Source organism: Aquitalea magnusonii (assembly GCF_003202035.1).
GTDB classification, from domain to species: Bacteria; Pseudomonadota; Gammaproteobacteria; order Burkholderiales; family Chromobacteriaceae; genus Aquitalea; species Aquitalea magnusonii.
Map to the genome: position 1 here is coordinate 201730 of NZ_QJKC01000002.1, position 25942 is coordinate 227671.

The window sequence follows — 25942 nt, forward strand, 5'->3', positions numbered from 1 at the left end:
CGGCCGTCGGACTGATGCATTGTTTCGTATTAGTTGCGCAGCGGTTTGCCGGTGGTGAGCATATTGGCAATGCGGTCCTGGGTTTTGGAATTTTGCAGCAGGGTCATGAAGGCCTTGCGTTCCAGATCCAGAATCCACTGCTCGTTCACCAGCGTACCGGCCTCAACATCACCACCGGTCATGACGTCGGCGATTTGCGAAGCAATGAAGAAGTCATGCTGGGAGATGAAGTGCCCTTCCAGCATATTGATCAGCGAGCCCTTGATCGAGGCGGCACCAGAACGGCCAGCCACCGGGAAGCCCTTCACTTTCAGCGGCGGACGATAGCCGGATTCGGCCATGGCCAGCGCTTGTTGCTTGGCGACATACAGCAGCTCGTAGGCATTGAATACCACCGGGTCACCCTTGCGGAAGAAACCGATTTCCTGCGCTTCCTGACCGCTGGTGGCGACCTTGGCGGTGGCAACGGCCATGAAGTAATCCTTCAGCGCGGCCAGCACATCGCCCTTGGCTTCCTGTGCGGCACGCAGGGCAAACTCCTTGCAACCACCACCGCCCGGCAGCAGGCCAACACCCACTTCCACCAGACCGACATAGGATTCCAGTGCGGCCACGGTCTTGTCGCAGTGCATGGCAAACTCGCAGCCACCGCCGAAGACATAGCCCTGGGTTGCCGCCACGGTAGGCACCTGGCTGTAACGCAGGCGCATCGAGGTGTCCTGGAAGCGGCGCACGGTCGCGTCAATGGCCGCCCAGTCGCCGGTCATGAAGGCCGGCAACATGGATTGCAGGTCGGCACCAACCGAGAACGGCTCTTCGGTCTGCCAGATCACCAGACCCTTGAAACGGTCTTCGGCAATATCCAGCGACTTGTTCAGGCCATCAATCACCTCCGGACCAATGGCATGTGCCTTGGACTTGAAGGACACCACCAGAATGTCGTCGCCGGTAGTGAAGGCACGCACGCCATCGTTTTCGAAGACGGTTTCGCCCAGCGGGGCAACAGCCTCGCCCAATACGCGGGCCGGAGCCAGTTGACGCTGATACACGTCCAGCGTGGAGCGACCGATCAGAGTCTGCCCGGCAGCATTGTAGGAGCCATTGGCAAAATGCACGCCGGCACGGTCAGCCTGCAAGGCCCAGTCCGGCAAAGCAGCCGCGGACAAGGTCTTGCCCGCCTTGATGTCTTCATCAATCCACTGTGCCAGCTGTTGCCAGCCGGCAGCCTGCCAGGTTTCAAACGGGCCGACCGACCAGCCAAAACCCCAGCGAATGGCAAAGTCCACATCACGGGCGCAATTGGCAATATCAGCCAGGTGGTAGGAAATGTAATGGAACACATCGCGGAAGCAGGCCCACAGGAACTGCGCCTGCGGATGTTCGCTGGCACGCAGCTGACGGAATTTTTCCGCCGGATCGGCAATCTTCAGGATGTCCTTGACCGCGTCATCACCCTTCTGCCCGGCACCAACGTATTCTCCGCTAGCCGCGTCGAAGACGAACATTTTCTTGCCGTCTTTCTTGTAGATGCCCACCTTGCTCTTGGCACCCAATGCACCGGCGGCAATCAGCTTCTGCAGCCATTCCGGCGACTTGAACAGGCCATGCCACGGATCGCCCGGCAGGGTGTCATCCATGGTTTTCACCACATGCGAGAAGGTATCCAGACCCACCACGTCCGCCGTGCGGAAGGTGGCGGATTTGGGACGACCGAGGCGCGGGCCGGTCAGGTCGTCGACAATATCAAAGCGGATGCCGAATTTTTCGGCATTGGCAATGGTCGCCAGCATGGAGAACACACCGATGCGGTTGGCGACAAAGTTGGGGGTATCCTTGGCACGGACCACACCCTTGCCCAGGGTGGTGACCAGGAAACGCTCCAGATTATCCAGAATGCCCGCATCCGACGTTACGCACGGGATGATCTCGACCAGATGCATGTAACGCGGCGGGTTGAAGAAGTGCACGCCGCAGAAGCGCGGACGCACCGAATCAGGACAGCTCTCGGCCAGCTTGTTGATCGACAGACCGGAGGTGTTGGTAGCGAAAATGGTGTGCTCGCCCAGGTGCGGCGCCACTTTGTGATACAGGTCTGCCTTCCAGTCCATGCGCTCGGCAATGGCTTCGATGACGATATCGCAGTCTTTCAGCAGATGCAGATGGTCTTCGTAATTGGCCGGCTCGATATAGCCCACGGCATCCTTGTTGGACAACGGCGACGGCTTGAGCTTTTTCAGGCCATCCAGCGCCTTGAGCACGATGCCGTTTTTATTACCTTCTTTGGCCGGCAGGTCGAACAGAATGGTCGGCACCTTGGCATTGACCAGATGCGCGGCAATCTGCGCACCCATCACGCCAGCACCCAGTACCGCCACCTTGCGTACGTTGAACTTGGTTTGAGACATGGTTTCCTCGTTATGTTGAAACTCATCAATCATGGGGCAGGCCCCTCATGCCTGCCTTGCTGTCGGGTCATGGCAAAACAAACCGCCATGACCCTGCCACGCCTCTAAACCTTGATTATCCGTTTAGAAGCTGTAGTTGTACTGCAGACCAATAAACTGCAGATTGGTCTTGTAAGAACCCTTAGTGGTTTCGCCATTACCGGTACATGTGGTCGACGTGGTCGTGCAGTTGTCGGTGTAGTTGATATTGGCATTCTTGAAGAACACATAAGAATAGGCAAAATCAATCGATGATTGCTTGCTGAGCTTGTAGTTGGCACCGAAAGACAACCAGTAGCGGTCGCTATCCGGCAAGGCCGGATGGGTTTCGTCTGCATTCTTGACTGGAGACTGATCCCAGGCGACGCCGCTACGCAGCAACAGATTGTCGCTGTAATGGTAATTGGCGCCCAGCGACAGCTTGTAGGTATCACGCCAGCCTTGCTTGATCACCAGATCACCCTCACCCGGCTGACTGAACTTGATATCAATCTGGTCGAGGCGAGAATGGCGGGTCCAGGTCAGGTCGGCCATCAAGTCAACCTTGTCATTCAGCTTGTGAAAGCCATTGACCGAAATGGACTCCGGGGTATCCACGGTTACCGTGCCATCAGAATTTACGTGATGGAAGTTGTTTTGAATGATGGACGCAAACGAACCGGCCGCGCTCAAATCCCAGAACGCCTGCCCATCAAGCTTTTGACGGATATTGGAACGATAGGCCACACCGAAGCGGGTAGCATCATTCAGCTGGTACATATAGCCCAAGTTGAAACCATAACCCCAGCCATCGGCACTCAAGGCAGCATGGCCATCACCACTGTGAGGCACACCTGTCAGATCAACCGCCTTGGACAAATATGCCTTCATATACTGAGCCGACACACCAAAGCCAAAGGCATGGTGGTCATCCAGCTTGTAGGACACCGAAGGATTGAAGTTCAGCGTTTCCAGCTTGATGCTTTCCAGCGAATAGCGGCCCGCCCAGGTTTCGCCATAATTCAGTTCTGCACCAAATGGGACGAACACCCCCAGACCAACCGTCCATTTATCGTTGATCTGATGCGTTGCATAGAAGGACGGAGCAAGCACATAGTCCGGCGCATAGCCACTAGCACTGCCACCGCCAGTGGAGGTTCCGGAATGTGTCTTGGAACCATTGTCAGTGTAGCTGGAATCCGGCACCACCAGAGTCAGACCACCGGAGAAATTGGTGCCAGTCAAACGCGACATGCCAGCCGGGTTGTAAAAAATGGTTGATGCATCAGCAGCTTCTGCGCTGTTGGCAAATGCTGTGCCTTGAGCGGAAACGCTTTGCGAGCCGAAGTGGTAACCGGAAGCCAGTGCTGTGGAAGAGAACGCCCCGACGGCAACTCCCATGAGCATCACGGATTGGCTGAGGTGCTTGAGTTTCATGTTATCCCTCTCTGCGAATATATCTGTATGTAGTCCTAGTCGCTTTTTATGTCCGTATTGCTACGGATCATTTTGGATACTACCAGAGAATTAGAGCATGTCCACCAAAATAAGAGCGTTTGTTCCAAACGATCGTTTCACACAACAAACAAGCAACAAAAAGCATTAAACTCAAGCAACTTCTGCCAAATTACGCGATTTACCATCCATATCCACAGCAACAAATGTTGCAATCACCTCTGTCACGAACACCAGTTCGCCATCCAGCCTTTCCGCCTCCACGGCAATCTTCAGCGTGACCGACTTTTGCCCCACACGCAGCCTTTCCACATAAAGATTGACCACATCCCCCAATAAAATGGGGTGGGTAAACTGGAATGCATTTACCGCCACTGTCGCCACCGGACCACGCGCCAGGCGCTCGGCATCCAGGCTGCCGGCCAGATCGATCTGTCCCATCAACCAGCCGGCCTGCACCTTGCCATAGGCATTGGTGGCCGTCGGCAGGGCACGCACCCGCAAAGTGGGAAAACGCTGTGTATTGCTATCCATGTGGCGCTCCTGGTGATCGCTCAGCAAAGAAGCCGCCTGGCAGCTTCTTGACTGAACGGCCGGACGCAAGCATCCGGCACTTCATTCAGTGTAGAGAATGGATTCAGAAAATGTGACGCTGCAACAGCGCATCGTCATGACGCTCCAGGGCCATGTCGAAATCATCCACCATGATGACATCACGCTTGAGCTTGCGGGCCCTGGCCACGGCATCGAATTCGGCCTGGGTGACCAGACCGGCCTGCAAAGCTTCTTGCAAACGCTCCCTGGCGGTAATCGTGCGGAACTTGCCTTCACGCGCCAGCTTGCGCAGCTTCTGCTCCACCGGCTCAGTAGCCAGAATCGCCGTCAGCGCATGCTGCAGCACACCCACCGCATCTTCCTCGGAAGGCGGCACATACATGCCACGCGTCAGCCGCTCGCGCATACCGCCCGGCTCCATCATGGCGCGGGCCACCTTGGTGCCAATACGGTCGGAAGCAGGCTTGAGCGTGAGGCCCCACGGGAAGATGATCTTGCGCAGCACCCAGGCCAGACCACGGCTCGGCAGGTTGGCCAGAAAACCATCCATGGCCGTCTGCAAATCGAACAGCGCGTTTTCCACTGCCCAGCGCAGCACGGCCAGATCTTGCTTCTGCGCACCTTCGCGCTCGAAACGCTTGAGGCAGGCAGTGGCGATATACAGATTGGACAACATGTCACCCAGACGGGCCGACAACTTTTCGCGGAATTTCAGCGAACCACCCAGGCTGAACATGGCCATGTCAGACAGCAAGGCAAAGGCACTGGAGAAACGGGTGATCTGCTTGTAATAGCGCGCCGTCTCGCCGCCACGCGGCGCGCCGGCAAAGCGTGCGCCGGTCAGGCCCAGCCACAGCGAACGGAACACATTGCTGATCACGAAGTTGATGTGACCGGTAATGGCACGATCAAACTCGGCGCCATCATTGGCCATGGCGGCCTTCATTTCACGCAGCACAAAGGGATGGCAGCGAATGGCGCCCTGGCCATAAATAATCATGGAGCGCGTCAGGATATTGGCGCCTTCCACGGTAATACCGATGGGAATGGACTGATAGGCACGCGCCAGGTAATTGCGCGGACCCAGTACCACCGCCTTGCCGCCATGGATGTCCATTGCGTCATTGATGGTTTTGCGCATGCGCTCGGTGTTGTGATACTTCAGCACAGCGGACAGCACGGACGGCTTTTCACCCATGTCCAGACCGGTCAGCGCCAGGTCCTGCGAGGCTTCCATCTGATAGGTGTAGCCACCGATGCGTGCCATGGCTTCGTCCACCCCTTCGAACTTGCCGATGGGCAGGCCAAACTGGTCACGAATGCGGGCATAGGCACCCGTGGTGAAGGTGGTCACCTTGCCGCAGGCCACCGACATTGCCGGCAGGGAAATGCAGCGACCCACCGACAGGCACTCCACCAGCATGCGCCAGCCCTGACCGGCGAATTCACGACCACCGATGATCCATTCCAGCGGGATGAACACATCCTTGCCCCAGGTCGGGCCATTCATGAACGCGGCACCGCCCGGGAAGTGACGACGGCCAATGCACACCCCTTCATGCTCGGTGGGCACCAGCGCGCAGGTGATGCCGATTTCTTCCTTGTCACCCAGCAGGTGATCAGGGTCGTACATCTTGAATGCCAGACCCAGAATGGTGGCCACCGGCGCCAGGGTGATCCAGCGCTTTTCCCAGCTGACGCGCAGGCCCAGCACGTTTTCATGGCGCTCGCCACTACGCGGGTCGGTATAGCTACCCCGGCAGACAATGCCATAGTCAGGAATGCTGCCCGCATCGGAACCGGCATACGGGCTGGTCAGGGCAAAGCATGGTACCTCGACACCCTTGGCCAGTCGCGGCAGGTAGTAGTCTTTTTGTGCTTCGGTGCCATAGTGCTGCAGCAATTCGCCCGGTCCGAGCGAGTTGGGCACCATCACCGACACGGCAGCAGAACCACCGCGGGTGGCGATTTTGGTGACCACCTTGGCGTGGGCATAGTTGGAGAATTCCAGACCGCCATATTTCTTTTTGACAATCATGCCCAGGAAGCCATTGTCCTTGATGAACTGCCATACTTCAGGCGGCAAGTCCTTCAATTCGTGGGTGATCTTCCAGTCATCGATCATCGAGCACAGTTGCTCGGTGGGGCCATCCAGAAAGGCTTGTTCTTCCGCACTCAGCTTGGCATCCGGAAAGGACAGCAGGCGCTGGTAATCCGGCTTGCCGGAAAACAGGTCACGGTCCCACCATACGGTGCCGGCATTGATCGCCTCTTGCTCGGTTTGCGACATCGCCGGGGTGATTTTCTTGAACACCCCGAATACCGGTCCGGTAAACAGTGCGCGACGCAGCGGCACGATATTCAGCACCGCCGCCAGCACGGCGAAAACGCCCCAGGCGGCAGCCGACACCGGGCAGCCAAAAGCGAATTGCAGAGCAGCCAGCCAGGCCGCCAGCACCACGGTCCACGCCAGAACCGGCGCGCGATAATACGCCAACGCACCAATCAGTGCGATGAGAAGAACAGCAGCTAACATTGTGATTTACCCTCGTGTTGACCCTGCTTAACCTTCGACAGGCGAGACCAACCCGGCAACCACAAACGGCACAAGATACTTCACAATCATGTCGGGATCCCGCGCGGTAACGATCTGGCTGCGAGTGAAAATCTTCAGCACATCATTACCGGCAAAGGCATTGAACATGACACTGAATGCGAAGTGCATCCGCCAGGCCAACTCTTCAACCCCAAGCTGCGGCAGCGCATGATGAAAGGCGCGCGAATAGCGTTGCACGAACACACTGTATTGCTGCGAGATGGTTTCGCGCAGCAGGCGGTGGTTTTCCACCAGCGTGCGCGACAGAAGTCTGACAAACAGGGCCCCGCCCCTCGCAGGGTCCTTGGACAGCGCCAGACACGGACGGATGAATGTCGTGACCAGGCTTTCCACTGACAGCTTCTCTTCTCTTGTCTCCAGCTCATCCAGCTCTGCCAGGCAGGACGCAATCAAGGGCGCCAGCCTGCGCATGAACACGGCTTCAAACAGTGCATCCTTTGAGCCGAAGTGATAATTCACTGCGGCCAGGTTGACTTCGGCCTGCTGAGTAATCATGCGAAGCGAGGTAGCCTCGAAACCGTGCTCCACGAACAGCCGCTCGGAAACGTCCAGAATTCGCGTTGCCGTATCCGGGCGGCTGGCTTCCATGTTCTCTTGTGCCTTTTTTGTACTTGCAGGGTATTTGGTCTTGTCCATCTCAGCTTTCGAACAAGCGTTTCAAACTTACGTTTTAATTTGATCAGTGTCAAGAAAATCATCCGCTCCGTCACTGTGGATTTTCTCGCCACCATCGCGAAAACGGCAGTCTAAGTCTAGACTGCCGTTCGTTTGAATGAAACGCAGGGTTTATTGTTTAGTCAAGCCCACGTGCCAGATCGGCCTGCAGGTCGGCAATATTTTCCAGACCTACCGCGACACGAATCAAACCCTCTTCGATGCCGGCTTTCAGCCTGACCTCAGGGGCGACACGCGCATGGGTGGTCGATGCCGGGTGGGTAATTGTACTCTTTACATCGCCCAGATTGGCAGTACGCGAGATCAGTTGCACGCCATCCACCAACTTCCAGGCAGCAGCACGCCCTCCCTTAACCACGAAGGACACCACGGCCCCGCCGCCACGCTGCTGACGGGTAGCCAGCGCATGCTGGGGATGGCTGGCCAGACCGGGGTAATACACACGCTCGACCGCCGGGTGCGCTTCCAGCCACTGCGCCAGTTGCAGGGCATTGGCGCTGTGTTTTTCCATGCGCAGCGACAGCGTCTCCAGGCCGGACAGCAGCACCCAGGCATTGAACGGCGCCAGGGTCGGACCGGCAGTGCGCACATGCAGATAAACCTGCTCCACCAGGGCATGACTGCCCACTACCGCTCCCCCCATCACCCGGCCATGACCGTCCAGATACTTGGTGGCCGAGTGCATCACCAGATCAGCACCCAGCTTGAGCGGCTGCTGCAGCGCCGGCGAACAGAAACTGTTATCCACCACCAGCAAGGCATCATGCTGGTGAGCAATGGCCGCCACTGCGGCGATATCGGCGATTTCGGTCAGCGGATTGGAGGGGGTTTCCAAAAAGAACAGCTTGCTGTTCGGCTTGACCGCAGCCTCCCAGGCCGCCAGATCGGTCGCATTGACAAAGGTGGTTTCCACGCCGAACTTTGCCAGCAAGCCGGCAAACAGATTGGTGGTGGAGCCAAACAGGCTTTGCGAGGAAACGATATGATCGCCCGCCTTGAGCAGGCTCATCATGATGGCCTGGATGGCCGCCATGCCGGTGGCGGTGGCGATGGCGCGTTCGCCGCCCTCCATCAGCGCCAGCCGCTGCTGGAAGGCAGTGACCGTGGGATTGGTGAAACGGGAATAGGTATAGCCTTCGATTTCGCCCATGAACATGGCGGCAGCCTGCGCGGCCGATTCATAGCAAAAGCTGGAAGTAAGGTGCAGCGCCTGGCTGTGCTCGCGATAGTCGCTGCTTTCACGACCGCCACGGATCGCCAGCGTCTCGGCGTGGTATTGTTCCGGGGTATTTTCAACTGACATGATGATTCTCGGGTCTTGTTATCGGCTGCGGGTCACCATGACCGGCCACCGCCTTGTGCTGACTATATTGCCTGATCGCCCGCCATTATTTAAATGAAATTGCGGCATATGGATGTCTGCTGCCGACGCTATGCGCGGCAGGCACAAAGCAAAAAACCGGCCGCAGCCGGTTTTTTGCCTGGCCTGACTTACATCAGGTTCTGTTCTGCCACATTCAGGTTCAAATCGATCATCTGCGTGCTGACCGGATTTTCATCCTTCTTGCCGCCATCGCCACGCGCACATTCAATCGCATCCAGGTAGGCTGCGGTAATGTCGCCAGTGATGTACCGACCATCGAAGCAGGAAGTTTCAAACTCGTGCAGCTTGGGATTGACCGAGTGCACTGCTTCTTGCAGGGCAGCCAGATCCTGGTAGATCACGGCGTCGGCACCAATCTCTTCGGCGATTTCCTGCTCGGTACGGCCGGTGGCCAGCAATTCGGCACGGGTCGGCATGTCGATGCCGTAGACATTGGGAAAGCGTACCGCCGGCGCAGCCGAAGCAAAGTAGACCTTGCGCGCACCGGCATCCCGCGCCATTTGCACGATTTCCTTGGAAGTAGTGCCGCGCACGATGGAGTCATCCACCAGCAAGACATTACGGTCCTTGAATTCGCAGGCCACCGGGTTGAGCTTCTGCCGTACCGATTTCTTGCGCACGGCCTGGCCCGGCATGATGAAAGTGCGGCCGATGTAGCGGTTCTTGATAAAGCCTTCGCGATACGGCAGACCCAGACTATTGGCCAGGGCCAGTGCACTGGGGCGGCTGGTATCCGGGATCGGCATCACCACATCGATATCCAGCGCAGGCAGCACGCGACGGATTTTCTCACCCAGCTTCTCACCCATCACAATGCGCGACTGGTAAACCGAGGCGCCGTCGATCACCGAATCCGGGCGGGCAAAGTAAACATATTCGAACAGGCAGGGCGCATGACGCACTTCCTTGGCGCAGGGACGGGCGTGGAAATCGCCATCAAAGCTGACGAACACTCCTTCACCCGGCTCGACATCGCGCAGGATGCTGAAACCGGAGCAATCCAGTGCCACCGATTCGGACGCAAACATGTATTCGGTCTTGCCACTTCCCTGGGTACTGCCGATCACCAGCGGGCGGATGCCATTGGGATCGCGGAAGGCCACCAGGCCGTAACCGGCGATCAGCGCCACCACGGCGTAGGCGCCGCGCACGCGGCGATGCACAGCCTCGATGGCACCAAAGATGGCTTCCACGCTCAACTCGAAACCTTCCACCCGCGCCGCCAGCTCATGGGCAAACACATTGAGCAGCACTTCCGAGTCGGAGTTGGTGTTGATATGACGCAGGTCGTGACGGAACATGTCCGCCTTCAGCTCTTCGGTATTGGTCAGGTTGCCGTTATGCGCCAGCACGATGCCAAACGGCGAGTTGACATAGAAAGGCTGGGCTTCCGCCAGACTGGAAGCAGAGCCTGCCGTGGGATAACGCACATGGGCGATACCGGCATTGCCCATCAGCGAACGCATATTGCGGGTGCGGAACACATCGCGCACCATGCCGCTGCCCTTGTGCATGTGAAAGGTCTTGCCACTGGAAGTGACAATACCCGCCGCATCCTGTCCACGGTGCTGCAGCACTTGCAGTCCGTCATACAACAACTGGTTGACGGGAGACTGCCCTACCACGCCTAGGATTCCACACATTGCTCTACTCTCTCTTCCCAACTACCTGGATTTTCAGACAAAACATACAGCCAAAGAAAAAGGCGGAAATCTTGAAGTGAAGATATCAAGATATTCCGCCTGTTTCATCACACTATCCCGTGTAATGCAGGTTGTCTGCCAGCATCGCCGGCAGCCAGGGCCTTAATGACAAGGCCAATGATTCAAATGGAGCGGCCAATACCGCATTCCTCCACATAGGCTGGCGCGGCAGATCACTCAGACCGCCCACCAGCACCAGCACCGTGACCAGTACCAGCCCGCGAGCCAGACCAAACACGGCACCCATCAATCGGTTCAGACCACCCAGCCCGGTCGAGTCCAGCAAACTGGTCAGGGTGATGCGCAATAAAGCCGTGGCCAGCCACGACAGGAAAAACAGCAACACAAACGAGGCCACCAGGCGCAAACCCTGGCTGGGCAACTCGTTTGGCATGAAGGTGGCCAGCAGTGGCGACAATTCCTTGGCACACCAGAAGGCCAGCAACCAGGACCCCAGCGACAACACCTCGGCCACCAGGCCGCGCACCAGGGCCACCAGCACCGAACCCAGCACGATGGCTATCACAATGTAGTCAAAGACGGTCATCGGCGCTTACTTGTTGACAATGATGCCGGATACGCCGGCCTGCGACAGCTTGTGCAAGGCTGCTTCGGCTTCGGCACGCGAGGCAAACGGCCCCACCCGCACCCGGGTCACTTCACCCTTGCTGGTCTGTACCTTGCTGAAATGAGCGGACACGCCCAAGCCGGACAATTTGCTCTTGAGCGCGTCGGCCTTGGCCGGGTCAGACAAGGCCGCCAGCTGGATCACCGCCTTGCCACCGGCGCCATTATCCACTTTTTCCGGCTTGGACTCACTTTTCTTTGTGGCCGCACTGCCGGGAGCCGGCTCTTCGTCGAAGTGTCCCGCCAGAATGGCGGCAGGATCAGCCTGCTTGCGCTTGGGCTGCTCCGGCTTGCCAAGCGGTTTGCTGTCGGCCTTGGGCGGTTTTTCCACATGCGCCACCAGCGGCTTGGCTTCCGCCGGCTTGCTGGCGGTCTTTTTCTTTACCGGCTCATGCGCGGCAGGCTGACTGGCCGTTTCTGCCGGCTTGGGTTTGCTCGCTTGTACTGCGGCCACGGCGCCGACGGCAGCAACCGCGGCAACGGCCGGCGCGGCATGGCTGGCAGCGGCGGCCGGCCGGTCGGGCTCGACCGAAGCCAGATCGGCCGGCAACTGGGTCCCGGCCGGCTTGGCAGCCGGGGCAGAGGCGGCGGCCAGATGTGCTGCCGAGGCCTGCACCTTGCTGGCCAGCGGCGCGGAGCTGGCACCCGCTACGGTTTCTGCCGGCGGCAGGGCTGCATCAGCTGGCGTGCCGGAAGCCTCGCTGGCGATCTCCACCGACTCGGGGCGCATTTGCTGCTCGGGCAGGTGGCCAACGACATTCCACAGTACGCCGGTGGACACCGTGACCAGCACAATCGCCCCCACCAGGCGACGCCTGGCGCGCTTGCGCAACAGAATCAGTTCATCGTGAGCAGACAGAGCCATGCAATCCTCAAATTCGTTGCTGACGGGCTTCCATCACCTCGGCCACGGTGTGGAAAGAGCCGAAAACGGTAATTCTATCATTCTCACCCGCTGCCGATAAGGCAGCTTGCCAGGCCGAGGCCACATCCACAAAAGCCTGCACCTTGCCAATGCCCAATGCCTGCAGCCGTGCGGCAATGTCCGCCCCGCTCTGCCCGCGCGGCATGTCCAGCCCGGCGACGAACCAGCCGTCAAATTCGCCACGCGCCAGCTCGGCCACCGCCGGCAGATCCTTGTCCGCCAGCATGGAAAACACCGCGTAACGGTTTTCGGCAAACGGCAGCTGGCGCAGACTGGCCACCATGGCCTTGACCGCGTGCGGATTGTGGCCGACATCCAGCACCACCAGCGGACGGCCCGGCAAGACCTGGAAACGGCCAGGCCAGTCCACCTCGACCAAACCTTGCTTCAGCGCACCGATGCCGACCGGCAGGCGCTCATGCAGGCAGTCGAGCACCGCCAATGCCGCAGCGGCATTGCCCAGCTGATAGCCGCCGCGCAGGGCCGGCATCGGCAAGGCATGACGCCGTGAAGTTCCCATCTGGAAAGACCACTGGTTTTCCATGCGCTGGTAACTGTAATCCCGCCCGACCAGCTTGAGCTCGGCACCGATGGCAGCGGCATGATCCAGCAGACGCTGCGGCGGCTGCGGGTCTGCGCAGATGGCAGGCTTGCCAGGGCGATAGATGCCCGCCTTTTCAAAGCCGATGTCTTCGCGGTTATCTCCCAGAATGGCCGCGTGATCGATATCCACACTGACCACCACCGAGACGTCCGGTTCAAAGATATTGACTGCATCCAGCCGCCCGCCCAGACCGACCTCCATGATGGCCACATCGACCTGCTCTTCGACGAAGCTGTGCATGGCGCCCAGCGTGCCGAATTCGAAATAGGTCAGCGAGGTGTCACCACGCGCCGCATCGATGGCAGCAAAGCTCTGCATGATGCGCGCATCACTGACCGGCTGCAGATTGATGGCCACGCGCTCGTTGTAACGGAGGATGTGCGGCGAGGTATAACAGCCCACCTTGAAACCGGCACGCTGATACATGGTGGAGAGCATGGCACAGACCGAACCCTTGCCATTGGTACCTGCCACCATGATGACGGGGAAAGCCGGCTTCAGCCGCATGGCGTCCCAGACCTGGCGTACCCGGTCCAGCCCCATGTCGATGGCGCTGGCATGCAGGCCCTCGAGCCAGCCCAGCCATTCGTTCAGAGTTGTTTTTTGCGTCATGGATGCTCTACGACAGCAGACGGCTCAGTCGCCACGTCTGCATGAAACCACAGCAGATAAACCCGCAACTGCCGCAATGCTTGGGCTTCAGCACTATCCGGCAGCAACAGGCAGCTGTGACGACGGCCTGCAGCCGTCACATTGACAATAAGGAGAAACGGCGAGATGAAACAGTCGTCTCCGGGCACTACTTCAAGCGCGCAGCCGGCATAGTGCCAGTACATCCGGCCCAGCCCGTCCACCGCTATCGCTTGCAAGGGGCGGCGCCGCCACCAGCCATTGGCACGCAACGCCTGCCAGCCAAGCAGGCACTGCAAGGGCAGCAGCCACCATAAGTCCGCGACATAAACCAACACCAGCACGGCGGACAGCAACAACAGGCCGGACAACAAGCCCAGCCAGTAACGCGACGGGCGGATGCGCAGGGCAAATGGCGGTAGCAACTGGCGCGCGCGCATGACCGACGCGCTTACAGCTCGCTGGCCGGTGTATTGCTGATGTCGGCGTCGACGGTATCCAGCACGGTGGAGTGGATCTCCACGTCAAACCACTCCCAGAAGGCCTTCAGCGACATGTCCTTGGGCCACAGGTCTTCATCGTCATACCAGGAAGCCACTTCAATCTTGAACAATTGTTCGTACTGCTCGTCGATATGGGCAACCGCCTCTTCCGGCTCGTTGAATTCCGGCAGCAGGATCACCGTACAGTCGCTGCGCAGGCTATCCAGGGTCAAATCCACCATATCGTTGCCGGGCACGGCATTCAGCCAGTCCAGAAACGCTTGCTTGGGCTTGATCACAGCCACCGAGCGGTCAACAAAATACATGGCAATCCTTTCCATTCCGAGTTGGCGCGCATTGTAACCCAAGTCGGCAAGGGCCAGCACGCCGCATGCTACAATTGCGGCCATTGTCACCCGATTACAAGATGCCTCAATGTCATTGATTTCTGTTGAAAAGGCCTGCCTGGCGTTTGGCCACCACGCCCTGCTGGATAATGTGGATTTCTCACTGGAGCCGGGCGAAGTGGTCGGCCTGATCGGTCGCAACGGCGCAGGCAAGTCATCCCTGCTCAAGGGCATTGCCGGTGCCATCACCCTGGACGACGGACGTATCAACATCAAGGGCGATGTGCGCGTGGCCTACGTGGCGCAGGAACCGGAATTCAACCCGGAACAAACGGTATTTGAAGCGGTGGCCGAAGGATTGGGCGATCTGCAGGCACTGCTGAGCGAATACCATCACATCACCCAGCAGCTGACCCAGGCCGATGCCGACCACACCGCCGCACTGGCGCGCATGGAAACCCTGCAACATGAGCTGGAAGCCCGCGATGGCTGGCAGTTTGACGCGCTGATTGCCACCACGCTGTCCCATCTGGAACTCAAGCCCGACACGCTGATTCGCGAGCTGTCCGGCGGCTGGAAAAAACGGGTGGCGCTGGCCCGCGCACTGACCGCCAAACCGGAAGTGCTGCTGCTGGATGAACCGACCAACCATCTGGACGTTGCCGCCATCGAATGGCTGGAAGGGCTGCTCAAGAACTTTGCCGGCAGCGTATTGCTGATCACCCACGACCGGCGTTTTCTGGATAATGTGGCCACCCGCATCATCGAGCTGGACCGCGGCATCCTGCGCAGCTATCCGGGCAGTTTCTCTGCTTACCAGGTACGCAAGGCTGAAGAAATCGCCATCGAGGAAGAACAGAACCGCATTTTCGACAAGTTTCATGCCCAGGAAGAGGTATGGATACGCAAGGGCATCGAGGCGCGCCGTACCCGTAACGAAGGCCGCGTGCGCCGGCTGGAAGCCATCCGCCGCGAGCGCAGTGCCCGGCGCGAACGCGTGGGCCAGGTGAATTTCCAGCTGGACCCGGGCGAACGCTCCGGCAAGCTGGTGGCCGAACTGGAAGGCGTGAGCAAGGGCTTCGAAGGCCGCACGCTGATCAGGAATTTCACCACCCGCATCCTGCGGGGCGACAAGATCGGCCTGATCGGCCCCAACGGTGCCGGCAAGACCACCCTGCTCAAGCTGATCCTGGGCCAGCTGGAGGCCGACAGCGGCAGCATCAAGCAAGGCAGCAAGCTGGATATCGCCTACTTCGACCAGTTCCGCGAGCAGCTGGATGAGGACACCAGCGTGGCCGACATCATCAGCCAGGGCAATGACTTCGTCGAAATCGGCGGCGTCAAGAAGCATGTGATGAGCTATCTGGAAGACTTCCTGTTCTCGCCGCAGCGCGCGCGCAGCCCGGTGCGTTCGCTATCGGGTGGCGAGCGCAACCGTCTGCTGCTGGCGCGGCTGTTCACCCGACCGGCCAATGTGCTGGTGCTGGATGAACCCACCAACGATCTGGATATCGACACGCTGGAACTGCTGGAAGATGTCATCGCCCAATACTCCGGCACCGTATTCCTGGTCAGCCACGACCGCGCCTTCCTCGACAATGTGGTCACCCAGGTGATTGCCTTTGAAGGCGAGGGCCAGCTGGAAGAATATCCGGGCGGCTATCAGGACTGGATCGACACCCGTGCCCGCATGGCGGCGCTGAAACCGGCAGAAAGCAGCAAGCCGGCCGCAGCCCCCAGCGCTGCACCCGCGCGCCAGGACAAGCCCAAGGCCGGCCGCAGCAAGCTTTCCTACAATGAAGGTCGTGAGCTGGCGGCCTTGCCCGACGAGATCGCCGCGCTGGAAACCGAGCAAGCCACGCTCAACCAGCAATTGCTCGACCCGAATTGCTATCGTGACCACCCCAAGGACGCCATTGCCTGGCAGCAACGTATCGAAGCCATCGATGAACTGCTGCTGGAAAAACTGGCGCGCTGGGAAGAACTGGAGGCAAAACAGAAATGAGTATCCACCGGCCCACCCCGCCTTCGCCCGAACGTCGACATTTCCTCGGCGGTGCCCTGCTCGTTTCGCTGGCACTGTGGCTGAGTGCCTGCGGCACACCACCCCGCAAAACCAGCCAGCTGCGTCCCCATCCTTCACAGGACAAGACGCTGTCCGCGCTGAAAGCAGACGGAGCGGGCCGGGAAATTCTCATGTACACCCTGGGCCTGCTTGATCTGGACTACAAATTCGGCGGCGCCAACCCGGAAGCCGGGCTGGATTGCAGCGGCATGGTCAGCTACATCTACCAGAATGCTGTCGGGGTAAAACTGCCGCACAATGCCGCCCAGATCGCCAGCCTGGCCCGTCCCGTCAGCAATAGCCAGATGCAGGTGGGCGACCTGGTGTTCTTCAACACCATGAACCGCTCCTTCTCGCACATGGGCATTTACATCGGCGACAACAAGTTCGTGCATGCTCCGCGTACCAATAGCGCCATCCGCGTCGACCGGCTGGACAACAGCTACTTCGCGGCGCGCTACGAGGGCGCGCGTACGCTGTTTGCCTGAACATGCAAGCATCCTGGAGCAGCCGGCTGCAACGCAGCTGGCAGCAGCGCCCCATTCTGCATCGCGATGGCGTATCCCTGCAGGAAGCCTGGCTGCTGCGCAAGCTGCAGCAAGCACTGAATGGTGAGCGCCTGCAAATTGACGGCCTGTCACTGCTCAGCCGCGACAGCACCCTGCACCTGACCGCCCATCACCCCCTGGCCGCCCGACTGACCCTGCATTTCGATTTTTTGCCGGTGGACTGGAACAGCCGCCAGATCTGCTTGCGCTACCAGGTGCAGGGCGAGGCCATCTCCCCCTCCACCACCCGCCGCGTACTGGGCGGGCTGTTGCTGGGCGTGCTGGAAGGCGCATTCGGCCACAAGGCATTGCAGCAACTGGCCAAGCCGCTGGACTGGCTGACGCTGGAGCAGGATGTTGCCATGATCGACCTCTCCCGGCTGCCAGCGCTGCAACCATGGCTGGACTACCCCTTGCTGGGCAAGCCGCTGGCTGCACGCCTGACCATCAAGGCCATAGAGACCAGCCCCGGCCTGCTGCGCATCCGCCTTGGCCGTTCGCCAGCACCCGCAGACTGAAAACGCATGCTGATGCACAAGCACAACAAAAAACCCCGCCGCAGCGGGGTTTTTTCATATCAAGGCTAAAAAATCAGCCCTTGACGACCTTGGCAATGGCTTCGGCCACATACGGCAGGTTCTTGCTGTTCAGCGCGGCCAGGCAGATGCGGCCGGTGGATACCGCGTAGATGCCGAATTCGCTCTTCAGCACTTCCACTTGAGCTGCAGTCAGACCGGTGTAGGAGAACATGCCGCGTTGCTGGGCCACGAAGGAGAAGTCCTGCTCCACGCCCTGCGCCTTGATGGCTTCGACCAGACCGGTACGCATGGCGCGGATGCGGTCGCGCATGCCGGCCAGTTCGTCTTCCCACTGCTGGCGCAGCACAGGGCTGGACAGCACGGCAGCCACCATGGCGGCACCGTGGATCGGCGGGTTGGAGTAGTTGGTGCGGATCACGCGCTTCAGCTGCGACAGTACGCGGCCGGTTTCTTCCTTGCTGGCAGTCACGATGGACAGGGCGCCAACACGCTCGCCATACAGCGAGAAGCTCTTGGAGAAGGAGCTGGACACGAAGAATTGCAGACCGGAAGCGGAGAACAGACGCACGGCCACGGCGTCGGCATCGATGCCATCGGCAAAGCCCTGATACGCCATGTCGAGGAAGGGAACCAGACCCTGGGCGCGGCACACTTCCACCACTTCGGCCCACTGGGCGTCGGACAGATCGGCACCGGTCGGGTTGTGGCAGCAGGCGTGCAGCACGATGACCGAACCGGCAGCCAGGCTTTGCAGGAAGGACTTCATGCCGGCAAAGTCGACACCACGGGTGGCGGCGTCGTAGTACGGATAGTTTTCCACTTCGAAACCGGCAGACTCGAACAGCGCACGGTGGTTTTCCCACGACGGGTTGCTGATGTAAACCTTGGATTCCGGGTTCAGACGCTTGAGGAAGTCGGCACCGATCTTCAGTGCACCGGTACCACCCAGTGCCTGGGCGGTCACTACCTGGCCATTGCTGATCAGCGCGCTATCCGCACCGAACAGCAGGTTTTGCACGGCGCTGTCGTAAGCGGCCGGGCCTTCGATCGGCTGATAACCACGCGGCAGCATGGCATCAACACGGGCCTTTTCCGCGGCCTTGACGGCTGCCAGCAGCGGAATCTTGCCATTATCGTCGCTGTACACACCCACACCCAGGTTCACCTTGAAGGGACGGGTATCGGCGTTGAAAGCTTCGTTCAGGCCAAGAATCGGGTCGCGCGGGGCCAGTTCTACCGCGGCGAAGATCGAAGAGGTCATGCAGGGGCTCCATTTGCTTTGCAGAACAGCCGCAACCGGGGCGCTGACACAGGCAGCGGGCCGCGGCTGATTGATGAAAATCTTTGTCCGGGACAAAGTTTACCATCATCTGGCCGCTTGCTGCCGCCCCAGGCCGACAAAACAACAAGCTGCCAGCTGCTTACACACTGGCGGGACAAATGGCATATTCTGCAAGAGCAGGCAGACATCCGTGCCAAGGGCTGAACCATGCAGCAGCCTGCCCGGTCCTACCCCAGGCACAAACGCATATACCGGAGAGCGCTCATGAAAAAAGGCATTTTGCTGTTCTGGCCGTCCTTTATCATCGCCGTACTGGCCACCAGCGTGTTTTTCTCGATTTTCGATCCTGCCGAACTCACACTGCATGGCAATGCCCTGTTTGCCGACAAGCTGTCGGCCTATTCGGTATTTTTCCTGATCAGCTGGGCTTTCGGCGCACTGAACACCGCCATCGTGCTGGTACTGGAAAAATCCTCGCGCGACATCAATGGTTTCACCCCGCCACCGGTTCAACCGATGGATGAGGCAGAAGACCCGCTGCGCAACTGATAGTCACGCAGGCAAAAGGGCGACCCTGGTCGCCCTTGTTCATTGCCACACCGCGAAACATCATGCTGTCTGCGAGGCAGATGTCTGACACACCACAAAGTATTTGCGCACCGCCTGCACCACCTCGAACACGCCGATAAAGCCGGCAGGAATCACGGCCGCCTCGCCGGGCTTCACGTCCACCACCTTCCCGGCTTCATCATGCAGGCGCACCAGCCCCTCGATTACGCAGAAAAATTCATGCTTGTCAGCGGCAAAGTGAATGCGCCAGGCCCCTGGCTCACAAGCCCAGATGCCACAACTCAGCACCTCATCGGCGGTTTCGTAATGGGTCCAGGTATGGCGTTGCGGGTTCCCGGACAGCAAACGCTCCGGACGGGGCCGGTCTGTGACGGGATGGACTGATTTGCCAGAAAAATGGGTAATGTGGCTCATGCGCTTATGGGCGATAAAATCAACAAGACCGCTATTATGCGGGCCTGGTTTAGCGCATTCCAAGCCCGTCGACAAAACGGGATAGACATTCAAAGCCCGTCTTGCCACTTGATGGACGCATGCGTGCCATCACAGAAAGGCTTGTTGCTGGAGGCACCGCAGCGGCACAAGGTCATGCGTTCACGTACCGGGTAAGGCTTTCCCTGCTCCACCTCCAGCACGTCTGCCGCCTTGACCCATATGGCTGCAGAACAGCCCAACTGGGGATCTTCCAGCAAGTACAAGGACGGGGTATCCGGCTCCTTGCTGATTGGCTGCTGCGATTGCATATCCCACACTTTCAAGCGCCCTGCCGGACAATGTTCGGCCTCGCGTACCGCCAAGGCAATCGATTCTGCATCGGCTTGCTCCACCAAGTGCCAAATCTGGCCGCCGGCATCGCAAAAGCGGGCAAATGCACACAGCTTTTCGGCATCCGACAAGGCGACCACCGGCCCTTCTTGCAGCTCCGCCTGCTGCGCATATTCAGCCCGTGTTGCTGCCACGCGACCATCGAAACCAATACGCTGGTGGCTGCCATCACAGTAGGGTTTGTTGGCTGAGTGACCACAACGACACAGCGCGCTTCCCTCTTCCTTCAGCGGAAAGCTTTTCCCTTTGCGGTAGCTCCAGGATACACCTTGGGCGTCAGGCTGGATAAACAGTTGCGTGATTTGGCTTGCGCCGCTCACACGATAGGGTCCATCGACCATAACAGTAATTTTCAATGCTTTCATTGCCTGCTCCTGTGCGCTGATGAGCTAACCTTGCCGCATTATGTGACTGTCTGTTCGTTCAGTAATTGGGCCTTGTCGCAGGCAGAACAACGACTCTTCTGATGCATCCGCAGAAAAGCAGCCGGCGTAAAAAAAGCCGACCACCAGGGTCGGCTTTGTTGAAGTTGGTGTTGCAGCCTCAGGCAAATACCAGCTGCCCGTTGCGCGCCTCCACCATAATGGTGGCCTTGGGCGGATACTTGCCGGCCAGAATGCTCTTGGCCAGCGGGTTTTCCAGCTCGTTCTGGATGGCGCGCTTGAGCGGACGTGCGCCATATACCGGATCGAAGCCGGCCTCGGACAGCAGGGACAGGGCCTCTTCGCTGATTTGCAGGTTCAGCTCCAGCTTGGCCAGGCGGCTTTCCAGGCCCTTGAGCTGGATACGGGCAATCGCCTTGATATTCTTCTCGTCCAGACCGTGGAACACCACCACCTCATCAATACGGTTGATGAACTCGGGGCGGAAATGCGTTTTCACCTCGGCCATCACCGCCAGTTTGATCACCTGGTAGTCATCCGTCGCCATGGCCTGAATCTGCTGGCTACCCATATTGGAAGTCATCACCACCACCGTGTTCTTGAAGTCCACGGTACGGCCCTGGCCATCGGTCAGGCGGCCATCATCCAGCACTTGCAGCAGGATGTTGAACACATCCGGATGCGCTTTTTCCACCTCGTCCAGCAGAATCACGCTATACGGTTTGCGGCGCACCTGCTCGGTCAGATAACCACCCTCCTCATAGCCGACGTAGCCCGGAGGCGCACCGATCAGCCGCGCCACCGAGTGCTTCTCCATATACTCGGACATGTCGATGCGGATCAGATGCTCCTCGCTGTCGAACATGAAACCAGCCAGGGTCTTGCACAGCTCGGTCTTGCCCACCCCGGTCGGCCCCAGGAACAGGAAGGAACCATAAGGCTTGTTGGGGTCGGCCAGACCGGAGCGGGAGCGACGGATGGCATCGGCCACTGCACGTACCGCTTCGTCCTGCCCCACCACACGCTGGTGCAATACTTCTTCCATGCGCAGCAGTTTTTCCCGCTCACCGGTCAGCATTTTCGACACCGGAATACCGGTGGCGCGGCTGATGACTTCGGCAATTTCCTCGGCCCCTACCTGGGTGCGCAACAGGCGGTTGGGCTTGTTGTCGGCACCGGCATCGGCGGCTTCGGCCTCACGCAACTGGGCTTCCAGCTGTGGCAGCTTGCCGTATTGCAGCTCGGCCAGTTTCTGCCAGTCGCCCTTGCGCTTGAGGTCTTCCATCTCCACCTTGAGGCGGTCGATTTCTTCCTTGATGGTCTGGCTGCCTTGCGCTGCAGCTTTTTCGGCCTTCCAGATTTCTTCCATGTCGGCATATTCACGCTGCAGACGCTGGATTTCTTCCTCGATCAGTTGCAGACGCTTCTGGCTGGCTTCGTCGGTTTCCTTGTTGACCGCTTCGCGCTCGATCTTCAGCTGGATCAGGCGGCGATCCAGCTTGTCCATGGCTTCCGGCTTGGAATCCAGCTCCATCTTGATGCGGCTGGCTGCTTCATCGATCAGGTCGATGGCCTTGTCAGGCAGGAAACGGTCGGTGATATAGCGATGGGACAGCTCGGCCGCGGCCACGATGGCCGGGTCGGTGATGTCCACGCCATGGTGGATTTCGTACTTTTCCTGCAGACCGCGCAAGATGGCAATGGTGTCTTCCACCGTCGGCTCATTAACCAGCACCTTCTGGAAGCGGCGTTCCAGTGCGGCGTCCTTTTCGATGTACTTGCGGTATTCGTCCAGCGTGGTGGCGCCAATGCAATGCAGCTCGCCACGCGCCAGTGCCGGCTTGAGCATATTGCCGGCATCCATGGCACCTTCAGCCTTGCCCGCCCCGACCAGGGTATGGATTTCATCGATAAAGATCAGCGTCTGGCCGTCGTCCTTGGACAGGTCATTCAGCACGGCTTTCAGCCGTTCTTCGAATTCACCGCGGAACTTGGCACCAGCGATCAGCGCCGCCAGGTCCAGCACCAGCAGGCGCTTGTTCTTCAGGCTTTCCGGCACTTCGCCATTGACGATGCGCTGGGCCAGACCTTCCACGATGGCGGTCTTGCCCACGCCCGGCTCGCCGATCAGCACCGGGTTGTTCTTGGTACGGCGCAACAATACCTGGATGGCGCGGCGGATTTCATCATCACGGCCGATCACCGGATCCAGCTTGCCACTGCGCGCACGCTCGGTCAGGTCGGTGGTGTACTTTTTCAGCGCCTCACGCTGGCTTTCCGCGTCCTGGCTGCCCACGGTCTGGCCGCCACGCACCGCCTGAATGGCGGCCTGGATGGCATTGTGGTTGCCGCCATGCTCCTTGAGCAGACGGCCGGTTTCCCCCTTGTCCTGCGACAGGGCGGACAGGAAGGACTCGCTGGAGATGTATTCATCGCCCTGCTTGGTGGCGATCTTGTCGGTGACATTGAGCAGATTGCCCAGGTCGCGCGACACGGTGATTTCGCCATTGCCGCCCTGCACTTTCGGCAGGCGCTGGATGGCACTTTTCAATGCCAGCTTGAGGCCCGGCACATTGACGCCAGCACGGGCCAGCAGGCCGCCGATGCCGCTGTCGTTGTCGTCCATCATGGCCAGCAGCAGGTGCTGGGCTTCGATATAAGCGTTGTCTTCGGCCAGTGCCATGCTTTGTGCATCGCCCAGTGCCTGCTGGAATTTTGTGGTCAGTTTTTCGAATCTCATCAAAAAGCTCCTTCAAAACAAGATTGTGATCTGTTTGCAATTGCTGCCATTGCTACACATCCTGCCCGACCAGAAAATGCAGCGATTCGCTCAAGATATGTGGGCGCTTTTGGGCAGCACAAGGCTGGCCATGCGGTTTTGTAATGACAATCCGCGCCCAATGCGCAAATAGAAAAAGCCGGATCATGAATCCGGCTTTTTCTATTTGCGCATGGACAGAAATCAGGTACGGAAGGCGCGCACTTCTTCTTTCAGAGAGTCGGCGAGACCTGCCATGTGGCGGGCTGTTTCGGCCGAGCGCTCGGCAGCCTCATTGCTGCGTTCGGCCTGGCTGGCCACCGAATTCACCCGCTCGGCCATTTGCTGCACGATATCGCGCTGCTGCGACAGCTCGCGGTTGATACGCTGTACCACTTCCATGGCACGGCGCGAGTCCTCCACGATGGAGGCAATGGCCTCGCGGGCGCCAGAGGTGATGGCAGCACCTTCCGACGCCTGGACGACTGACTGGCGCATCGACTTGACCGCATCATCGGTGGCGGACTGGATCTTGCCTATCATGCCGCTGATTTCCTGGGTGGAGACGCTGGTGCGCTCGGCCAGCTTGCGCACTTCATCGGCCACCACGGCAAAGCCGCGGCCCATTTCGCCGGCACGGGCAGCCTCGATGGCAGCATTGAGCGCCAGCAGATTGGTCTGATCGGCAATATCGTGAATCACGTTGACGATGGCGGTAATCTGCTGTGCGCTGCTTTCCAGCGCCTTCAGGCTGTCGGCAGCCTGGCTGAGGGTCGCCGAGATATGACTGACCCCATCCACCGCCGCCACCAGGCTTTCACTGCCGGCCTGGGCCGCTTCGCTGGAGGCGCGGGCGGCATCGCTGGCTTCACTGGCGACTTTTTCAATCTGCTGCACCCCGGCAATCAGCATGCCGGTGTGTTCCGACATGGCCTGGGCACTGGTACGCTGCTCACCCGAACTGGCGGCGGCAGAGCTGGCCTTGTCCGACAGTTCCTGCGCGGCATGGTCCAGGTCGATGGCATGCGAGCTGGTGCGATTGAGCGCCTGCTGAAAGCTGTCCAGCAGGCTGTTCATGGCATCGGCCACCTGCCCTACTTCATCCTTGCGGTTGATGGCGAGGCGCCGTGTCAGATCGCGACTGTCACGAATCCCACCCACCTCCTCAACCAGCTGGCGCACCGGCCGCGCCACCAGGCGATTGGTAAACAAGAGCAGGGCCAGCGCCAGGATCAGCAATAACAAACCGGCACCGCCAGCCAGCCACAGCAGCAGCTGGTGATTTTCCTTTTCCAGCTCGCTGCGGTTCTCGTTGCTGATGATCATCCAGCCCCAAGGTTTGTAGGTGGCATAGGACAACATGTGTTCGGCCGCACCGTTTTCACCCGGCAGCTTGACGGTCAGCGCCCCCTGCCCGCTGGCCATCAAGTCGTTGACATAGGCTTGGCCGGCTGCGTCCACATCCTTGCTGACCGGTCTGCCGGATAGTTTGGGATGCTGCACGTATTGGCCAAAGGATTTGGAATTCTTGTTGATATCGACAATGTCGATATGTCCGCTCTCGCCCAGTTTCACCTTGGACAGGCGCACCAGCAGGCCGGCGATGCCTTCGGTGGCACCGACGCCGACAAAGGTGGCGCCGATCACATTCTGGCTGGCGTCCTTGATCGGGCTGTAACTGGTGATGTAATCGCGGCCGTACAGGTCGACCCGGCCCGAGTAGTTTTCGCCATTCATCAGCTGGGCATAGGCCGGGCTGGCATGGTCGAGCTTGGTGCCCAGGGCCCGCCCGCCGTCTTCCTTCAGCACCGAAGTGGCGATGCGGACGAAATCGTCACCATCCTTGACGAACAGCGTGGCGACATTACCGGTTTTCGAGGAGAAGCGGTCGACAATATCGTTATTGCCATTGATGGGCGTGCTGCCCAGCAGCAGTGCCGGCGTCGGTGTGCCGGACACCTCGATCTTGCTGGCCGGGTTGATGGCAAATGCACCGCCGATTTCACCCAGCAGTACCTTTTCAAACTGGCGGGTGGTGATTTTCAGTGACTCGTTGAAGGCGTCGATCATGTTGATGGACTGGGTCAGCAACTGCGACTGCACTTTCTCGGTACGCTCCTGCATCACGCGACCGGTAAACACATACAGCGGCAGCGCCAGGGCCATGGCCACCACCATCATCAACACTACCTGGGTCGATACCAGCCGCGACCCGATGCTCATGCCTCGCTTCATTCGCCTCACCCTCTCCACTGCCGCACCCGTTGTACAGGATTGTTTATTTATAATTCAGCGTCTTTTTGAAATGCTGGCTTTATATTTGCAAACCAGCAAAATGCGCGAGAAACATGCACTTGTCAATGCAATCGCTCAAGCGCAGCTTGAGCCTAATCAAAGCAAGAACAAGGCCAGACCAGCCCTACTTTATACCCGGCAATTGACTGGCCGCATTCACAGCATAGACTGCTTTTGCAGCAAGAGCCTGCGCTCTGCCGCAGGCTGCCACCAGCCAGCCCTGGCCATGAAAAAACCCGGCTGAAGCCGG

Annotated in this window: 22 protein-coding genes; 5 read left to right on the plus strand and 17 right to left on the minus strand. The window is 59.2% G+C overall.

Annotated elements, in window-relative coordinates; genetic code table 11:
• Positions 1-29: 29 nt before the first annotated feature.
• From DFR38_RS02750 to DFR38_RS02805, 12 genes are all read right to left on the minus strand, one after another.
• A complete protein-coding gene (locus DFR38_RS02750; protein WP_059286103.1) occupies positions 30-2405 on the minus strand; it encodes a 3-hydroxyacyl-CoA dehydrogenase/enoyl-CoA hydratase family protein in 2376 nt (791 codons plus the stop codon).
• Between the two features lie 123 nt (positions 2406-2528).
• Positions 2529-3860 carry an OmpP1/FadL family transporter gene (locus DFR38_RS02755; protein WP_059286094.1) on the minus strand — a complete coding sequence of 444 codons (1332 nt, stop codon included), beginning with the start codon at positions 3858-3860 and terminating at the stop codon, positions 2529-2531.
• A 171-nt stretch (positions 3861-4031) separates the two neighbouring features.
• Positions 4032-4412, minus strand: a complete 381-nt coding sequence (locus DFR38_RS02760) for an acyl-CoA thioesterase (RefSeq protein WP_059286104.1) — start codon at positions 4410-4412, stop codon at positions 4032-4034.
• A gap of 103 nt (positions 4413-4515) precedes the next feature.
• Positions 4516-6969 (minus strand): acyl-CoA dehydrogenase, encoded by a 2454-nt coding sequence (locus DFR38_RS02765; protein WP_110312954.1) that lies wholly within the window; start codon positions 6967-6969, stop codon positions 4516-4518.
• 27 nt (positions 6970-6996) lie between these two features.
• A complete protein-coding gene (locus DFR38_RS02770; RefSeq protein WP_059286095.1) occupies positions 6997-7638 on the minus strand; it encodes a TetR/AcrR family transcriptional regulator in 642 nt (213 codons plus the stop codon).
• A gap of 205 nt (positions 7639-7843) precedes the next feature.
• Positions 7844-9028 carry an O-succinylhomoserine sulfhydrylase gene (locus tag DFR38_RS02775; RefSeq protein ID WP_059286096.1) on the minus strand — a complete coding sequence of 395 codons (1185 nt, stop codon included), beginning with the start codon at positions 9026-9028 and terminating at the stop codon, positions 7844-7846.
• A gap of 188 nt (positions 9029-9216) precedes the next feature.
• Entirely contained in the window at positions 9217-10752 is a 1536-nt protein-coding gene (purF, locus tag DFR38_RS02780; protein ID WP_059286097.1) for an amidophosphoribosyltransferase, read from the minus strand.
• Positions 10753-10864: 112 nt separating this feature from the next.
• Positions 10865-11359, minus strand: a complete 495-nt coding sequence (locus tag DFR38_RS02785) for a CvpA family protein (protein ID WP_059286098.1) — start codon at positions 11357-11359, stop codon at positions 10865-10867.
• A gap of 6 nt (positions 11360-11365) precedes the next feature.
• On the minus strand, positions 11366-12304 hold the full coding sequence (locus DFR38_RS02790; protein ID WP_110312955.1) for an SPOR domain-containing protein: 939 nt from the start codon (positions 12302-12304) through the stop codon (positions 11366-11368).
• Between the two features lie 7 nt (positions 12305-12311).
• Complete coding sequence (gene folC, locus DFR38_RS02795; RefSeq protein ID WP_110312956.1) at positions 12312-13580, minus strand: bifunctional tetrahydrofolate synthase/dihydrofolate synthase; 1269 nt, start codon at positions 13578-13580, stop codon at positions 12312-12314.
• On the minus strand, positions 13577-14038 hold the full coding sequence (locus DFR38_RS02800) for a protein YgfX (protein WP_059285191.1): 462 nt from the start codon (positions 14036-14038) through the stop codon (positions 13577-13579). The genes folC and DFR38_RS02800 overlap by 4 nt, the downstream gene beginning before the upstream one ends.
• A gap of 11 nt (positions 14039-14049) precedes the next feature.
• Positions 14050-14406 carry a hypothetical protein gene (locus DFR38_RS02805; protein ID WP_059285194.1) on the minus strand — a complete coding sequence of 119 codons (357 nt, stop codon included), beginning with the start codon at positions 14404-14406 and terminating at the stop codon, positions 14050-14052.
• Between the two features lie 109 nt (positions 14407-14515).
• On the opposite strand from DFR38_RS02805, the gene DFR38_RS02810 reads away from it, so the two are divergent.
• The 3 genes from DFR38_RS02810 to DFR38_RS02820 are packed head-to-tail and all read left to right on the plus strand — an operon-like array spanning position 14516 to position 17558.
• On the plus strand, positions 14516-16432 hold the full coding sequence (locus tag DFR38_RS02810) for an ATP-binding cassette domain-containing protein (RefSeq protein ID WP_059285190.1): 1917 nt from the start codon (positions 14516-14518) through the stop codon (positions 16430-16432).
• Positions 16429-16980, plus strand: coding sequence for a C40 family peptidase (locus DFR38_RS02815; RefSeq protein ID WP_110312957.1), 552 nt, complete (start codon positions 16429-16431; stop codon positions 16978-16980). Before DFR38_RS02810 ends, DFR38_RS02815 begins: the two co-directional genes overlap by 4 nt.
• Positions 16981-16982: 2 nt before the next feature.
• A complete protein-coding gene (locus DFR38_RS02820) occupies positions 16983-17558 on the plus strand; it encodes a hypothetical protein (protein ID WP_110312958.1) in 576 nt (191 codons plus the stop codon).
• A 73-nt stretch (positions 17559-17631) separates the two neighbouring features.
• Here the strand turns inward: DFR38_RS02820 and DFR38_RS02825 are convergent, their stop codons facing one another.
• Positions 17632-18840: an amino acid aminotransferase gene (locus tag DFR38_RS02825; RefSeq protein WP_059285188.1), complete on the minus strand. Its 1209-nt coding sequence runs from the start codon at positions 18838-18840 to the stop codon at positions 17632-17634.
• 285 nt (positions 18841-19125) lie between these two features.
• On the opposite strand from DFR38_RS02825, the gene DFR38_RS02830 reads away from it, so the two are divergent.
• Positions 19126-19410 carry a hypothetical protein gene (locus DFR38_RS02830; protein ID WP_059285187.1) on the plus strand — a complete coding sequence of 95 codons (285 nt, stop codon included), beginning with the start codon at positions 19126-19128 and terminating at the stop codon, positions 19408-19410.
• Positions 19411-19470: 60 nt separating this feature from the next.
• Here DFR38_RS02830 and DFR38_RS02835 read toward each other — a convergent pair whose 3' ends face one another.
• The 4 genes from DFR38_RS02835 to DFR38_RS02850 all read right to left on the minus strand — a co-directional run bounded on the left by DFR38_RS02835 (position 19471) and on the right by DFR38_RS02850 (position 25578).
• The gene (locus tag DFR38_RS02835; protein ID WP_239688557.1) at positions 19471-19938 is read right to left on the minus strand and encodes a cupin domain-containing protein; all 468 of its coding nucleotides are present in this window, start codon (positions 19936-19938) and stop codon (positions 19471-19473) included.
• Positions 19935-20621 carry a CDGSH iron-sulfur domain-containing protein gene (locus DFR38_RS02840; RefSeq protein ID WP_059285185.1) on the minus strand — a complete coding sequence of 229 codons (687 nt, stop codon included), beginning with the start codon at positions 20619-20621 and terminating at the stop codon, positions 19935-19937. Before DFR38_RS02840 ends, DFR38_RS02835 begins: the two co-directional genes overlap by 4 nt.
• A 178-nt stretch (positions 20622-20799) precedes the next feature.
• The gene (clpB, locus tag DFR38_RS02845) at positions 20800-23379 is read right to left on the minus strand and encodes an ATP-dependent chaperone ClpB (protein WP_059285184.1); all 2580 of its coding nucleotides are present in this window, start codon (positions 23377-23379) and stop codon (positions 20800-20802) included.
• A gap of 222 nt (positions 23380-23601) precedes the next feature.
• Positions 23602-25578: a methyl-accepting chemotaxis protein gene (locus DFR38_RS02850; protein WP_158527678.1), complete on the minus strand. Its 1977-nt coding sequence runs from the start codon at positions 25576-25578 to the stop codon at positions 23602-23604.
• On the opposite strand from DFR38_RS02850, the gene DFR38_RS20880 reads away from it, so the two are divergent.
• Positions 25562-25936, plus strand: coding sequence for a hypothetical protein (locus DFR38_RS20880; RefSeq protein ID WP_158527679.1), 375 nt, complete (start codon positions 25562-25564; stop codon positions 25934-25936). The two genes, DFR38_RS02850 and DFR38_RS20880, sit on opposite strands and share 17 nt — an antisense overlap.
• Positions 25937-25942: the final 6 nt, after the last annotated feature.